Annotated in this window: 12 protein-coding genes and 1 pseudogene; 11 read left to right on the forward strand and 2 right to left on the reverse strand. The window is 35.4% G+C overall.

Translation table 11 applies throughout. The annotated features are described in order from the left end of the window. Positions 1-212: 212 nt before the first annotated feature. Positions 213-671 carry a GNAT family N-acetyltransferase gene (locus PU629_RS04580; RefSeq protein WP_275283095.1) on the reverse strand — a complete coding sequence of 153 codons (459 nt, stop codon included), beginning with the start codon at positions 669-671 and terminating at the stop codon, positions 213-215. Positions 672-822: 151 nt separating this feature from the next. On the opposite strand from PU629_RS04580, the gene tnpA reads away from it, so the two are divergent. The 9 genes and pseudogenes from tnpA to PU629_RS04625 all read left to right on the forward strand — a co-directional run bounded on the left by tnpA (position 823) and on the right by PU629_RS04625 (position 11,138). Then, a complete protein-coding gene (gene tnpA / locus PU629_RS04585; protein ID WP_275283096.1) occupies positions 823-1,128 on the forward strand; it encodes an IS66 family insertion sequence element accessory protein TnpA in 306 nt (101 codons plus the stop codon). A 14-nt stretch (positions 1,129-1,142) separates the two neighbouring features. Beyond that, positions 1,143-1,499 (forward strand): IS66 family insertion sequence element accessory protein TnpB, encoded by a 357-nt coding sequence (gene tnpB, locus PU629_RS04590; RefSeq protein ID WP_275283097.1) that lies wholly within the window; start codon positions 1,143-1,145, stop codon positions 1,497-1,499. 136 nt (positions 1,500-1,635) lie between these two features. Beyond that, a pseudogene (tnpC, locus tag PU629_RS04595) lies at positions 1,636-3,144 on the forward strand (IS66 family transposase). Between the two features lie 462 nt (positions 3,145-3,606). Next, positions 3,607-4,473 carry an McbB family protein gene (locus tag PU629_RS04600; RefSeq protein WP_275283099.1) on the forward strand — a complete coding sequence of 289 codons (867 nt, stop codon included), beginning with the start codon at positions 3,607-3,609 and terminating at the stop codon, positions 4,471-4,473. Further along, positions 4,466-5,254 (forward strand): hypothetical protein, encoded by a 789-nt coding sequence (locus tag PU629_RS04605; protein ID WP_275283100.1) that lies wholly within the window; start codon positions 4,466-4,468, stop codon positions 5,252-5,254. The genes PU629_RS04600 and PU629_RS04605 overlap by 8 nt, the downstream gene beginning before the upstream one ends. A 2-nt stretch (positions 5,255-5,256) precedes the next feature. Then, a complete protein-coding gene (locus PU629_RS04610) occupies positions 5,257-6,282 on the forward strand; it encodes a YcaO-like family protein (RefSeq protein WP_275283101.1) in 1,026 nt (341 codons plus the stop codon). 694 nt (positions 6,283-6,976) lie between these two features. Further along, a complete protein-coding gene (locus PU629_RS04615) occupies positions 6,977-8,407 on the forward strand; it encodes an ATP-binding cassette domain-containing protein (RefSeq protein ID WP_275283102.1) in 1,431 nt (476 codons plus the stop codon). A 629-nt stretch (positions 8,408-9,036) separates the two neighbouring features. Next, entirely contained in the window at positions 9,037-10,074 is a 1,038-nt protein-coding gene (locus tag PU629_RS04620; RefSeq protein WP_275283103.1) for a M48 family metalloprotease, read from the forward strand. A gap of 56 nt (positions 10,075-10,130) precedes the next feature. Further along, positions 10,131-11,138 carry an alpha/beta hydrolase family protein gene (locus PU629_RS04625; protein ID WP_275283104.1) on the forward strand — a complete coding sequence of 336 codons (1,008 nt, stop codon included), beginning with the start codon at positions 10,131-10,133 and terminating at the stop codon, positions 11,136-11,138. A gap of 576 nt (positions 11,139-11,714) precedes the next feature. Here the strand turns inward: PU629_RS04625 and tnpC (PU629_RS04630) are convergent. After that, complete coding sequence (tnpC, locus tag PU629_RS04630) at positions 11,715-13,148, reverse strand: IS66 family transposase (RefSeq protein ID WP_275283105.1); 1,434 nt, start codon at positions 13,146-13,148, stop codon at positions 11,715-11,717. A gap of 514 nt (positions 13,149-13,662) precedes the next feature. Between tnpC (PU629_RS04630) and PU629_RS04635 the strand changes: the two genes are divergently transcribed. Together PU629_RS04635 and PU629_RS04640 are read left to right on the forward strand one after the other, a co-directional pair. Then, positions 13,663-14,829, forward strand: coding sequence for a hypothetical protein (locus tag PU629_RS04635; protein ID WP_275283106.1), 1,167 nt, complete (start codon positions 13,663-13,665; stop codon positions 14,827-14,829). 100 nt (positions 14,830-14,929) lie between these two features. After that, a complete protein-coding gene (locus PU629_RS04640) occupies positions 14,930-16,129 on the forward strand; it encodes a M20 family metallopeptidase (RefSeq protein WP_275283108.1) in 1,200 nt (399 codons plus the stop codon). Positions 16,130-16,165 lie beyond the last annotated feature (36 nt).

Genomic DNA, 16,165 nt, shown 5'->3' on the forward strand with positions numbered 1-16,165 from the left:
ACTTCCATAAAATTGGAAGTTGTGTTTGGTTTTATTGTCTTATTGAACTCGCCGTTAGCTCAAGATGACTATCCTTTATAATTTTAACTCTTCCTTATGGTTTCAATAAATTCGTCTTTCGTTAATCCGAATAAAATATAATCCAAATACTTCCCATTTATATAAGGCCACCTGACGACAAACACCTTCTTGGATACACCCAAGTTTTTTCATCATTTGAGCTGAAGCATCATTTCCTTCGAGAACATAGTCATGAATTTATTAAGCCTGCGTTCAAGGAATGCATACTTTAATAGAATTTTCATCGCTCTGGTACCATAACCCATACCACGGTTTTCCTTATCAATTACAATTCCAATACTAAACGTTCCATTTCGCTCATCAATACTATTTAAATTTATTCCACCTACATTATTACCTTCTAAATCTTCAATAGAAAACATTATTCTTCCATTTGTTGAAGAAAAATCAGCATTTTCCTCTGCAAATTTTTTTGAACCTGTAATAGTTGGTGGCAGTTCAGTAGAACACTCTAAAAGACGACGTGCAGGAGTATCAAATTTCCCAATATAATCTCCTTCCCAATCTTCTGGATGAATTGCACGTAGTCTAACTTTATCGTCTTGCCAAAAATAGTTACTATAATCAATTTTTATTATTTTATCTTCCAACAATGTCTCCCCCTAAACCTTATAAAATCCATTTAATTTTAACAAAGGTCAAGTTGAACAAAGAAATGTAAGCGTCAAATAAATCACACATAGGAATCTGAGGTCAATCATGTAATAATTTTCCTAGAAAACTCTTTGGGAGGTTATTAGATTGACCCATTCAGAAAAACAAATAGAATGGAAAACACGTGTTGATGCATGGAAAACAAGTGGATTGGGCATTACCCAATGGTGTCAGGAACAAGGAATTAAAAGGCACCAAATGCACTACTGGATCCGAAAGTTCAAAGAAGAGACCACGGACCACACTCCTTCTAGTCCTCAGTGGTTGACCTTAACTATTAAGGAGGAACAACTAGGGTCTCAAGGACCAGAACCTGTATTCATTCACTTTGGTCCCATTTCTATAGAAGTTCGACCTGGAAGTAACTTGACTTTAGTTTCAGATCTTGTCTAAATTCTCCAAAGACAATGCTGAATCAGGCTCCATTTGATCGTGTTTACTTAGCGTGTGGTCATACAGATCTTCGTAAATCAATTGATGGGTTAGCCGTTCTCGTAAAAGAAGGCTTTGAACTGGACCCGTTTTCTCCATCTTTATTCGTTTTCTGCAATCGAAAGCGCGATAAGCTAAAAATACTTCAATGGGAGAATAACGGATTTTGGCTTCATTATCGACGATTAGAACGTGGTACATTTCAATGGCCATCTGGTCAAGAAGTTCCTACACAATCCATCAGTCCTCGCCAACTTCGTTGGCTATTAGATGGTTTGTCGATCAACCAAACCAAAGCCCACCGTGAAGTTACGGCACGTACGATCCTATAAAAAAGTGAAATATAGGAATAAAAGAATTCGACTAGGCAGAGTCGGGTTCTTTCCGTGTACTGAAGTTATGACACATACAACGAGCGGACAAAATGAATCAATTGAATAGTATAAAGAGCGTAGTGAGAAGCTTGAGTTGGAGAAGGAAGTTCTAGAAGCCAAATTAAAATGGTATGAGGAGCAATTTCGATTAAGCCAACAACGTCGATTTGGATCTTCTAGTGAAAAAATTCACCCTGACCAGATGTCTCTTTTCAATGAAGCTGAAAGTAACCGCTGATTTGGGTAGTGAAGAACCCACTCTAGAATCCATTACCTATAAACGTAAGAAAAAGAGCGGGCAACGTGAACAGATGCTTGAAAACCTGCCTACTGAAACGATTGAATATCGTTTACCCGAAAAGGAGCAGGTTTGTTCGTGTTGCGGGGGCCAAATGCATGAAATGAGTACGGAAGTACGGAAAGAGATTGAGATTATCCCTGCACAAGCAAAAGTCAAGGAATATGTGAGATACGTGTATGGCTGCCGTCATTGCGAACATTATGAAGAGAAAACGCCTATTGTGACGGCACCTATGCCAAGGCCTGTTTATCCAGGAAGTTTGGCTTCTCCATCTGCCTTGGCCTATATAATGACCCAAAAATATGTAGAAAGCATGCCTCTTTATAGGCAAGAGAAACATTTAGAACGTTTCGGACTTTCCATACCTCGCCAGACATTGGCAAATTGGATCCTATATGGAGCGAACACATGGTTGAATCTCATTTACGAGGAAATGTATACACATCTTCTCAAACTTGATATTCTTCATGCGGATGAGACAACCTTACAAGTGTTATCGGAGCCTGAAAGGCCTGCCACGTCAACCTCCTACATATGGCTCTATCGTGCAGGGCGTACAAGCATCCCAATTATTATGTACGACTATCAACAGACACGAGCCAGTTAACACCCACGACGATTCTTAGCCAATTTTAAAGGGGATTTACATGTAGACGGCTATGCAGGCCACAATGGTATTTCTGGTGTCACCTTAGTGGGCTGTTGGGCGCATGCACGCCGTAAATTTACAGAAGCCCTAAAGGCATTACCAGAAACTGCGAGTACTTCCATTGTTAAAGCAACGGAAGGCTTAGCCTTTTGTAATCACCTTTTTAAGATTGAGCGTGACCTAAAGGATGTCAGTCCAGAGGAACCTATGAAGAACGCTTAAAGCGCAGCCAGCCAGTGCTGGAGGCTTTTTCAGCATGGCTTCGTGAACAAACCCCAAAAGTTCTACCCAAAAGTGCGCTGGGTCAAGCCGTTAAATATTGCCGAAATCAATGGGATCGTTTAGTAGAGTTTTTAAGCGATGGACGTTTAGAGATCGATAATAACCGAGGAGAACGTTCAATTAAACCTTTCGTAATTGGACGAAAAAATTGGCTCTTTAGTAATACAGCAAAGGGAGCTAAATCAAGCGCCATCATATATAGTATTGTGGAGACAGCCAAGGAGAATGGATTGAGTCCATTCCACTACCTCAGCTATTTATTCAAGGAGCTTCCCAATATCGATACGACGGATAAAGACAAATTAGCAGATCTCTTACCGTGGTCATCCTCTATCCCTATAGAATGCCATGTTCCTATTAAATCTAAATAAAGATTATACTAAATCCCCATCTAATTACAGGTGGGGATTATTTGACGCTTACAAAGTTGAAGTAAAAAGAGGGTATGTTGAAATGAGATAAGATAATAAGAGACTGAGGAAAACTCTTAAAAAATCCTAGTCTAATTACTTATATTCAAATATTGAATTTAATCACGACATTTCAGAAAATAACGATTGTCATAAAAAGGATATAATACAAAAAATAGCATGTATTTCAAAGGAAATAGGTACTGAATTATTAATATGTTATATTCCCTCAATTTTAGAACACTCACCTGGGTCTGTTCTGAAAATCATTGGTAAGGGGGCATTTCCACATATCAGGACAGAAATTATTGATCCTAAAAATTACACAATAAAACACATAAACAGGCTTAGTACTGAAGAAATCCCCAATATAGGTAAAAGAGTACCTTTCGGATGAATTATAAAGAGTTGAGGTGTTGAAAATTGGAAAGTACATATAAAATTAACCCTTTTATTTTTCATGAACTACATGATGGGGATATTGTCGTACAAAATAAATTCGGTATTTTCAGATTCTCTGATGAAAGAATAAAGGATTTTCTCTTAAAATCAGAAGGAAAAAATACTTCTTCTTTTAATTATCAAAAAATAAAATCGTTTTTTAGAGATCAAACAAAAGAAATTATAGATGTATTACTCGAAACAAAGATTATTCGATTTAGTAATACCTTGAATTTTGAAATTAAAAATATAAATTTTTACTCTAACAATGCATTAGTCGGAAGTTTAATATCAAGATCATTTGAAGAAGTAGAAAATTTTCACTGCGATAGAGCTTTATCTCATTTCATAAACAAAATAGATTTGAATGAGACCGAATTGTTTGTTGTTTTTTTGAATCCATACGATAAATCATTGGCAACAAAGTTGAGAAACAAATTAAAGTCCAATCAAAATACTTATTCAATAATGTCATATGTATACAATAATAAACTTTTTGTTGACTCTATATACTCAGATCGGCTCAAAACCCCTTGTCATTTATGCCATATTGGATTTATAGAATCTGAATTGAGGATTGGGTCAAGGCAGCGTATAACTTATCAGCAATTAATTGATAGTCTATTTTTAGAAGAAAAACGTTTTAAAGTTGAGACACCTTTAAGATATCATGACGCATTAAATATAGCGTCACAAATTTGTAACAGGATTGAATTGTTACTTTCAGTATTTTGTGAGATGGAAGTTGAAGGTGATGATTTTTTACAGGGATTAGTGATGGATATTGTAACCAAAGAATGTTATGTAGATAGAACACATCACTGGGAAATGTGTGACTGCTATGAGTAAAAGTGCATTTAAAAAAATTGTAGATCATATAATTCTTAACCATACAATGGATTATGTTTCTACAAGAGAAAACGTGGAGGAAGTAATTAATTTTCATTATTCTACTACAAATCTACCTTTACATAATGTGAAAAATTTAAAAGGAGAAAAACAAAAAGACCGTTGGCTTCAGTTTTTTAAAAATAATCCTATTAGTTACTCCATATCAAAAGAAAAGATTAAATTAAATTTAAATAACTTTTCTAAAGACGCTGATATTATAAGCCATGAATTTGATAATAGCTTTATGATGGATTTTGAAATAATTGAAGAATTATTAGTGAGATCTTTAAAAGGAAATATAGGTGCTGTGATCCCTTTGTTACTTGTCTTTAGCAATTCCGCAGTCAATGGAATTAAAGCAGGAAGTTATTTTATTGATGGAGATAGTTTGGAATTGGTTAAGCTTCAAAATTGGGATTCTAAACTTATAGATGAAAATAGGTTTAATATTAATAATAAAGGTAATATTCCAAGCAATCTAGCAATCGCCTATGCTATAGATATTAAAAGATCCCTAGCAGTAGATGGAAGGAGAGGCTATATCAGGGGACTAATAGAAGTTGGTTCTTCATCGAATTTTTTTAAAGAGTGTATTAAAAATTCAAATTTAAAAATTCCTTTAATTGATTATTGTTCTTTGGATTTTAGTGGTAATCCAATGACTTTTTTGTGTGGATTAAACGTAAGATTAGCTCCAATAGCTCTATTACAATGGTTTGGTTTAAGAAAGGTTGAATAGTTATGTTCCATAAATTTTTAAATCATAACACATACAAATTTCCTATTGATATATTTAGGAATTCTCCACGATTTGCATTAGTAAGTCAGGGGAATTACCTTATAGATGGGCGAGTTGGACCAGATGCTGGTTTGACTCTAGGTTTTGATAAAATGAATACAATGATTAGAGCAATAGGAGAAGCAACAGAAAGACGTTGTACAATGCTTCAATTAGAATCTGATAAGATTTATGAAGATATGGTAGAAACTTGGGATTTGGTAAATTCAAGAAAGGATTATTTGGAAAGAAAGTATACAAGATTTCTAAAGGGCTTAGTGGATACAACTGGTAGCGCTGTTCACACAAACTCCAATATTGCAATATATAATGCTTTAAAGGAGCTATTAGAGAAAAATTCATTATTTCTTTTTTGGTATGGTAAACAAGGAAAGAAAATTAAAAAAAATCTTTATTACAATAATACTTATTATAGATGTTTTAAAAATTCAGGGTTCGAAGTATCTGTTTTTATTAATGATTTTTTCACGCCTTTAAAAACAGTTATTGTACTGAGTTACAAGGAAAATGACCAATATATTTGTGGATTAGGTACAGATGTAAATATTAGTACTGCAATAGAACATGCTTTTGAAGAAGCCTTTTTAATTGGTGGAACAAGGTATTATTGGATGGAGTTTGGTAATAATTTTGAAGAAAATATTTGGGCAAACAAAGAGTATGTAGAATATACTAAATATTTAGACTGTGTTGACTATAGTGAAATATACGAAAATCCCGAAGATGTATATGAACGTTCAATTATTAACTTGATTTCAGGTATTCCTAATTTTGTTAAGAAGATACATTTAATATATAAGGAACAACATTTGGTTTCAAATTTAAAATATGCAAGAGTATATTCAAAAGAATTATTTAATTGTCTACCTTTAAAAAGGAATATATGTATAGATGTTTTGATTAATAAGGAAACCTTGAATTTGGAAACCAAGAGTTTATCCCTGATTCCAGATTGTCCAATGAGTTAAATTGTGATCACAGCTACAAGCAAATGCAATTTGCACTAAATTTTCTGCTGTAGATAGTTTATTTACTTCAAAAATGGGTCTGAGAAAGTGTCTTAGCGAATCATATTGAAATAAATAATTGGTGCTTCCTCAGTGATTAGAATCGAGTTTACCATTTCTTCAAGTTTGAAAGGTGTGCTCTCTTAGGTTTAAGTTTTTTCGCACCTACGATAAATTCCACAAAACGGACAAAATCTTCATTCATTTGTAGTTGAAAACTTTATTTAAACGATTTATCAGATAATTATGCAGATTTTTTTCGATTTAGTGGTAATAAAATGTGGAGATACCTGGAGAATTGTTGCCTTTTCCGGTAATGGGATGGAAGTAGTAGTGGGAGCCACCAAATTTAGAGGGGGAAGGAGTTCTGAAATCATTTAAAGATATTGAAACTCTTAGATTAATAAAATTTTTATTTGGAATTTTATATTCGATGAAATTATTAAAAAAAACAAGTCTGATAATTTTTCTTAATCTGATAATGTCGTTATTCCCCTTAATAAATATAATTATAATGAAACATTTTATAAATTTATTACAGAGGGATCTAGTAAGTTTCAAAGAAATAATACTGCTTTTTTTAGCGTTAGTTTTAATTCAAATGCTATCACAACTATTCACGAACATTACTAACTATTTAACTAGTATATTAAACTTGGAATTAGAAAATTCTCTTACAGAACTAATAATGGATCAAATTCAATCTATTACCTTTAAAGAAGTTTTTTCAACTAGTATACAGGATAAGTTATATTTTTTAAGAACGAATTCTACTTTTAAAGTGGGAAGAATTTTTTCGGCATTGATTTCTATTTTATCCTCATTAACATTATTTATCTCTATGTTTATTTTTCTTCTTAGATGGAATTGGATTTATGCAATTTTAATTGTTTTGTTTAGTATTCCTGGAGGGTTAATTCAAATTTACTTTAATAAGAAAAAATTTCTTCTTAATCTTCAATTGAATCAGTTAAAACGAAAAAGATTCTATATATTATTTATTGTTACTACGAAAGAGTATATAAAAGAAATTATTGAGTACCAATCCATTAATTATTTAATAAACATGCACTTTAAATTGTTTAGGAATATTTTTATTCCAACAAGATCTATGGCTGCTTTGCAACGTAAACTTAATATATTATTGTCTCTATTAAGTGTTGGGATAATAGGTTTTATTGAATTTCAAGTAATAAAATTGGCAATAGTGGGTAAAATTTTGTTGGGAACTATGAACTCTTTACTACAATCACTGGGACAAGTTTCAGGAGGGGTCCAAAAATTAATCATATCATTTAGTGGAATTCATAATGATATTTTATATGTTGACAATTTAAAAGAATTTTTAAACGATAAGATAGAAGAAGTACAACCAGATAATAAGCGTATAGGTGGAAAGGTGAACATAATAGGGAAAAATTTAACCTATTCTATAGGTGAAAAAATAGTTTTCAAGAATTTGAATTTTAAATTCTCATCAGGAAGTGTTATAGGAATAATGGGGGACAATGGTGTTGGAAAAACAAGCTTTTTGGAGATAATCTTGGGTATAAAAGAACAATCTAATGGTCAATTGTATTTTAATAATTTTTTATCAAATGAAATATCTGGGCATCAAAGAGTAGAAATATGTCAAATGCTACACCAAAGACCGGCTCGCTATGAATTTAATTTAGAAGACAATATTAAAATATCAGATATTAATAATGAAATAAATATAAATGAATTAGAAAGTTTTATAAGAGAATTAGATGAGAATTCTTTTTCTCTTAAAATGGATAAAAAAACAATGCTAGGTGAATGGTATTCCAATAGTACAAATCTTTCCGGCGGACAATGGCAAAAGTTATCTCTCTATAGATTATTTTATAAAAAAGCATCTATTTATTTACTTGATGAACCAACAAACAATTTAGATAGTGAATCAATAAGAGACCTTGAAGATATGATTAGAAAAATAGGTAGGGATACACTTTTAATAATTGTTTCTCATGACTTTAAATTTCTATATAATGTAAGTGATGAATTGTATAGAATAAATTTAAATGGATTGCATGAGATAACTAAGAAAAAAGAGAGTGTATAACACCATATATAATAATTGAATATAGGATGTAATATCCAAATAACAGACTGAAAATCCGAATATATTAACCAATTCATTAATTTGTTTGGATTTTCTATTTCTTTATGCATAGCATGGTTTGACGCTAAGTTTAAAATCTTTTAGGTTAATTGGGTGGGTTAACAGGGGTTTTATTGATTTATGCTATATGAGTATTTCTGGTTTTAGTTCTTAAATTGCAATGTTATATATCTTGCTCTAAAAATATATTGTGAATTAACAGGCTAAGAAGAGGGAGGGACCTGAAATAGGGAATCTGAAAATGAGTTTAAAAATAAAGACTTCTGCAATTTAATGTTTAATCAAAACCTTAATGGTTGGAATTTGATCAAGCATCTCTATTAATAATGAAGTGAATCATTTCTCAATGTTTGAGTTTAAATGTCCCACCACGCCAAGATTTTTTACTACTTGGCAGATTGGTAAGCCCTTGTGAATACGTAAAATTTGGAAAATGCTTTTTCTGTTAACTAGGCGCCCTGTATGGTCAGTTTTTTTGGAAGAATTTAGAGAAATTGTTTGTTCGTGTGTATATTGTGAAATTTTACGCAATAACCAAATCATCTTCTAGAATGAAATGGGTGAGGAAATTGATTGAACCGAGACAGAAATTAAGCAAAAGAAAACTGAAACTTAGGTGGAAGTTACTTATTGAATTTGGTATAAGTGGGGTCTTGCTAAGTCTAGCACCTTTTTTTTGGGTTATAGCTCTGTATATCTTTTTTTCAACCCCTTTTAATTTTCTTACTCTTATGTTATGCCTCTTTATTTTAATATTAGGTTTTGCGGTATTTCCAAAGAGAAAGCGATATCCTAAGGATGTTTTAAATAAAGATGATTATTCGGCCCTCTACACTTGCATCAATAATATATTACTTGATATTAATTACAAACCAGTAGATGCTATTGTGGTTAACAGTAATTTTATAGTTACAATAGAGTTTTATGGAATAAGAAGAAGGAAAGTTCTTTACATAGGATTTCCTCTTTGGTCTATTCTTACAAATGATGAACAATCGGCAATAATTATTCATGAAATGGCCTACAGTTCAGAAAAGTACACGTTTCGTGGTTGGATTTTAGCCCTTACACAGGAAACTTTACACGAATGGCACAAGGCGTTAAAACCGACACGTATATGGATCAAGAAGACTAGATTTGGATTAGCACTTATTCCTATTAATTTAATAATGCTTGGGTTATCCCAAATAGTTTTATCAATTGCGAAATACTATAATACTCCTAATCTTAAGTGTTCTCAAGACGCTAAATATTTATCTGTTTTTACAACAATGAAGTATTTTGGGGAAAAGTTAACAGACTCAATATTATGGAAGAAAACACTTCAAGATTCTTTTCAGTTAACTATTCAACAAGTCATATTGAATAAACTTAATGAAAATGTTTTTGAGGTATTTAGAGACAAAGTGAACCATTCTAAAAAAGATATTGATAAAAGTGTTAATAAAGAAAGAAGAATGTGTGTCACGAAGATGGATACCGATTCAATAATAAGACATGCAAATAAATTTGAACTCCAAAATGTCAATAGAAAGCTGGCGGAATTAGAGCCCCTTATACAAAAACAAGTTATTAATAGCTATAAAGAAAGCCTGTATACTCACTAAAATGCATATTTATTTAGTGCTTGGAAATAAATATGTGACACAAGGAGGAGTCCATTTTGAGAGTTCTTAAATGGCATTTTATATTTATTATTTTATCTATGTTCTTTTTACTCCTTGGTTGTTCAAGTCAACCAATTATACAGTCAAATACATCCACTAATCCCCAGTCCTCAAAACTTAAGCAAACTCTAAATAAAAAAATTAAACAAAATGGTCGTCTCATTTCACTAACTAAAATTAAGGTTCAGCAAGAATATGACCTTCAAACATACCGAATGACCTATTGGAGTGATGGGGTTAAAACAGTTGCTTACGTCGCAGCACCTAAAGTTTTAGGTAATTATCCGTTAAATGTTGAATTACACGGGGGCGAAACATTACCGACAAACAAAAAACATCTTACTTCAATAACCTATGAAGGGGAAACACATTCAACAGCTTCTTCTAGTGAAATAGAAAACAGTGAACCAAGTGTGGTTACATTAGCACCAATGTATCGTGGTTATGAGAAAAGTGATGGTACCGTTCAAGGACTAAATGGAGACACGATTGATACAGAAAATGCGATAAAAGCTTTAACCTCCTACTTTAACTCAAACAAAAAACTCCCTCATATTAAAAAAGGACATATTTATTTAATAGGAATTTCTATGGGTGGAGGAGTAGCGTTAAAAGTTGCTTCAGAACGTAATGATATTGTAGATGTGATTGCGGAGAGCCCATTTGTCGGGTGGGACATTTGGGGTGCTTGGGATAAAAAGCATAATGATTCAATATATGAGGAAATGACATTTTACTATGGTTCTTATGATCCTTCTTCTCAAAAATACAAGGATCAATCTATAAATTTTAAAAAAATTGTTGCACCAGTGCTGTTGGTCCAAGGAACAAATGACAAGTTTACCCCTTGGGAAACCGTCCAAACGTTTTATAATGATATGAAGTCAGCTCATAAGAACGTAACCTTAAAATTAATTAAAGGTGGCAATCACGGTTTGTCTAACAAAAGGAGCGAATTAATAAAGGACATTGATAATTTTAACGGTAAATACTGGGCTAACTAGATTTCTTGTTTAACTACAGGCTGCTTTTGTTGAACAGGGATTTCTATTTACCTCTTTGGCTTTTAATCATCCCTGCCCTATTAGGTGAGCCACCCAGTTGTGGGGTCTATAATATCATTCAGCACCAAAAACACACCGCGAATCAATGTTATTTGGTATGCTATTTCACTTGCTTTTCCTAGTTTTGTACTTCAAAACAGAACCTGTTAAAATATAACACCGTTTTTCTTTGTAAAATCACAGACTTTAATTAATATAACAAGGCGGACAAATCCTAAATTTGTTTGCAGATTGTTAGATTTCATAACTGATTCATCGAGTGTAATCATTCCCTAAAATCATGTTGCTCGTGAATCAAAAGACTAGACTCTTGGAAGAGAGCCTAGTCTTTTTTGTGTGTGCGCCCAGCATGTGCGTAGTCTCTAGGGTGAAAGTCCCGAGCTGTGAAGGCAGAAGTAACAGTAGCTTAACGCAAGGGTGTCCGTGGTGACGCGGAATCTGAAGGAAGCGAGCGGCAAACCTCTGTAAGCGTCAAATAATCCCCACCTCTAATTAGATGGGGATTTAGTATAATCTTTATTTAGATTTAATAGGAACACGGCATTCTATAGGGATAGAGGATGACCACGGTAAGAGATCTGCTAATTTGTCTTTATCCGTCGTATCGATATTGGGAAGCTCCTTGAATAAATAGCTGAGGTAGTGGAATGGACTCAATCCATTCTCCTTGGCTGTCTCCACAATACTATATATGATGGCGCTTGATTTAGCTCCCTTTGCTGTATTACTAAAGAGCCAATTTTTCCGTCCAATTACGAAAGGTTTAATTGAACGTTCTCCTCGGTTATTATCGATCTCTAAACGTCCATCGCTTAAAAACTCTACTAAACGATCCCATTGATTTCGGCAATATTTAACGGCTTGACCCAGCGCACTTTTGGGTAGAACTTTTGGGGTTTGTTCACGAAGCCATGCTGAAAAAGCCTCCAGCACTGGCTGGCTGCGCTTTAAGCGTTCTTCATAGCGTTCCTCTGGACTGACATCCTTTAGGTCACGCTCAATCTTAAAAAGGTGATTACAAAAGGCTAAGCCTTCCGTTGCTTTAACAATGGAAGTACTCGCAGTTTCTGGTAATGCCTTTAGGGCTTCTGTAAATTTACGGCGTGCATGCGCCTTATCTAAGTTCTCGGATAATGCGCCCAACATCCCACCAAGGTGACATCCTTGATAGCCATCGACGTGAAGATACCCTTTGAAACCTTTCAGAAAACGGGCCGGATGTTCTTTTTGGCGTGTCTCTTGATAGTCAAAGAGTATTATTGGTTCGGACGTTCGCCCAGATCGATAGACCCACATATAAGATTTTGAGGTGGCTTTTCGCCCAGGTTCATGAAGAACCTGAAGAGTCGATTCATCGGCATGGAGAACATCTTTCTGGATTAAGATTGCCTTCATCTGTTGGTAGAGTGGTTTTAACCATTGGTTAGCCCCAAAAAGGATCCAGTTAGACATGGTTTGACGTGACAAGGAAAATCCGAATCTCTCGAATTGTTTTTCCAAGCGATATAGCGGACACCCTTCCACATATTTTTGGTTCATGATATAAGCCAAACTAGATGGGGACGCTAAGCTGCCTGGATAAACCGGTTTCGGCATAGGAACCTGGTCATCCGGAGAAAGTCGGTATTCCACCGTTTCCGTAGGCAGATTGTCGAGAAGTACTTCACGTTGGCCACGTTGTTTTTTGCGACGAAAGGTGATTATTTCTGTCGCAGGTTCTCCCTTTTGAGACGTGGCTTCGACTTCCGCTTCGTTAAAAAGCGGAAGCTCAAGCTGATCCGGATGGGTCTTTTCACTTGAACCAAAGCGTTTATGCTGACCCAAACGGACTTGGCTTTCTAGCCATTGGAGTTTCCCTGATAATTCAGCCACTTGATTTTCAAGAAAAGCACATCTTGCTTGAAGTTGTTCAGTTGTAAGAATAGTAGCCGAAGTTTTAGTTGGTTTCATAGAGAAAAAGATTCGACATAATGGGTCAAATCCCTCTATTCCTCACATGAAAATTTTTGCCTTATCTTCTCTTAGATAATAGTTCTCTGAGTAACTGGAGGATGAGCCTGTCTCTGTTCAAGGGGAAGTCCATCCAACAACCATTGGAGTTGACGAGAGTGAATTCGCATGGGTGCTTGGGAGGAGTCTATTGGCTAGTTAAATCGCCCTTTTTCAAGTCGACGATAATGAAGCCAAAACCCATTATGATCCCATTGAGCTCATTTGAGTTCCTTTTTTTATACTGTCAAATAATTCTATGAAAAAATACCTAGTACAAGCTCCTAGGAATGTGTTAAAATTACAGAACAATTATAATCATCTAAAAAAATAAAAAGGATGATGGTGTTTTAGCAAGGTTTATTGGGAGACAAAGTTAAATGAATGGGGGGACGATAACGAGCTAAATTTACGCCTTGATTTATCGGAATATAAAGAGTTATTTAAACGTTTGAAGTGAGGGGAAGGGATCCTATTGTTAAAAGAACCGGTTGTCGCAACTATGCTGCTTCTAGCACTTATTGCTTTTGGGGAATTTATTTCCATTAAGACGAGAGCGAGAGTGCCTATGTTATTAATTGTTTTAGTGGGTTATCTCGTTTTACTTTGGATCAAGGTTATTCCGCAAGATCTTGTTGATAATTCAACCATGTCTACTGTTGGCGGTGTATTAGTCGCTCCGTTAATTGTTCATATGGGGACACTTATTCCTATGAAAATCATTCGTCAACAGTGGCGCTCTGTTATCATTGCTTTACTGGGAGTCGTTATTTCAGGAGTCATTATATTATTAGTCGTTTCACCTATATTTGGTTATGATACAGCGGCGGCTGGCGTTGGTCCGCTTACCGGCGGCATTATAGCTTATGTCGTTACATCAACCAAGCTAAAAGCCTTGGGACTTACGGCTATTGTAGCTATACCTGCCCTAGTTTTATCTCTTCAAAGTTTGATTGGTTTGCCATTATCTGCCTTTTTTCTCCGCAAATATGCGACTAAGTTAAAAGCAAACATGGGACCAATCGATAAAATTGCAGCGACAATAGATCCAGTTATTGAAGAGCCTGCAAGAAAAAGTTGGATTCCTGACAAGTATGCCACTCAAACCATTCTCCTTTTTCAATTGTTTATTGGTGGAGCGATTGCTGTCATCTTAGGAGATGTTACGGGGATCAATTACAGTATTTGGGCACTTATCATCGGTTTAATTGGAACTTTAGTTGGATTTTATAGAGATAAAATGCTTGAACGTGCTAATTCATTTGGAGTGGCCATGCTTGGGGTTATATTTGTCGTCATTCCTTCAATGAATAGCGTTACTTTTAGTCTCTTTATTCATAATTTACCTGCTGTTCTTGTCATTCTAGTCGTTGGTTCTATCGGAATTATCCTTGGCGGTATAATCGGTGGAAAGCTTCTTGGCTGGGATATTACGAAGTCCATTCCCGTTGCTTTAACTGCCATGTTCGGATTTCCTGGTGATTTCTTGGTAAGTGAAGAAGTGAGCCGAAGTGTTGGGGAAACGAAGGAGGAGCAGGAGTATTTATTTAAAGAACTTCTCTCACCGATGATTGTCGGGGGATTCACCACGGTAACCATTGCCTCTATTGTTATTGCAAGTATTCTTATGAACACACTTTAACGTTAAGGTTACAACGTCCAACGATTTGGGCCATCACTGGTTCAGGTCGTTTGGGCTTTACTTAGAACCATTTAATTAACATTTGAAAGGGGTTATTGGAATGGAATTAGAAAAACTCTATCAAACACTTGATCAATTGTATGATGAAATGGTGGACATTCGTCGTCACTTACATATGAACCCTGAGCTGTCTTTTGAGGAAGTTGAAACCCCTAAATATGTAGCTAATTATCATCAGTTACTAGGGCATGACGTTCGTACCGAAGTAGGCGGGCGTGGTGTTGTAGCTAAGTTAGTAGGTGGAAAGCCTGGGCCAACCATTGCGTTACGAGCAGATTTTGATGCTCTTCCGATTCAAGAATTAACCGATGTTCCTTTTAAATCGAAGGTAGACGGTGTGATGCATGCCTGTGGTCATGATGGGCATACCGCTGAACTGCTTGTTCTAGCCAAAGCTTTGAACAGTATGCAGGATGAGCTTGAAGGAACGATTGTCTTTATCCATCAGCATGCCGAAGAATTTCAACCAGGCGGTGCGATTGCCATGATTGAGGACGGCTGCTTAGAGGGCGTTGATGTCATTTTTGGAACGCATTTACAAGCCGTTAAACCTTACGGGGAAGTGTCTTTTCGGGTGGGGCCAACCATGGCGGCAGCCGATCGTTTCCATATCACGATAAAAGGGAAGGGAGGACATGGTGCCCAGCCTCATTTATCAAAGGATTCAATTGTTGTGGGGGCACAGCTTGTGATGAACCTTCAACAAGTGGTCAGCAGACGCGTGAGTCCCATTGAATCGGCCGTTTTATCGGTTGGTAATTTTGTGGCTAAAAATGCCTTTAATGTCATTGCTGATACCGCACAGCTCGATGGAACAGTCCGGACTTTCAAAGAGGATGTGCGTGATTTAGTCGAGAAGGAGATGGAGCGTGTTGTAAAAGGTACTTGTCTTGCAGCCGGTGTAGACTACGAGTTTTCCTACTTACGCGGCTATCCATCCTTAGTTAATCATCAGGAGGAGACCGAGTTTGTTGCGAGTGTCCTTGAAGATGTACCAGGTGTGGAAAGCGTTACGGAGAGTCCTCTGCAAATGGCTGGAGAAGATTTCTCCTATTACTTACAACATGTAAAAGGTTCCTACTTCTACACGGGAGCGAGAAATCCAGAGTGGGAAGAGGCCTATCCGCACCACCATCCAAAATTCGATCTTGATGAACGCGGCATGTTAGTTGCGGCTAAATGTTTAGGAAAAGTAGCAGTCGAGTACGCAAAGAAAGAAGTTAAACAAGCCGTGAAATAGTGAGACCTTTTTTCTCCATCATGGATTAACTAAAAA

It is taken from the genome of Pullulanibacillus sp. KACC 23026, assembly GCF_029094525.1.
Classification (GTDB): Bacteria; Bacillota; Bacilli; order Bacillales; family Sporolactobacillaceae; genus KACC-23026.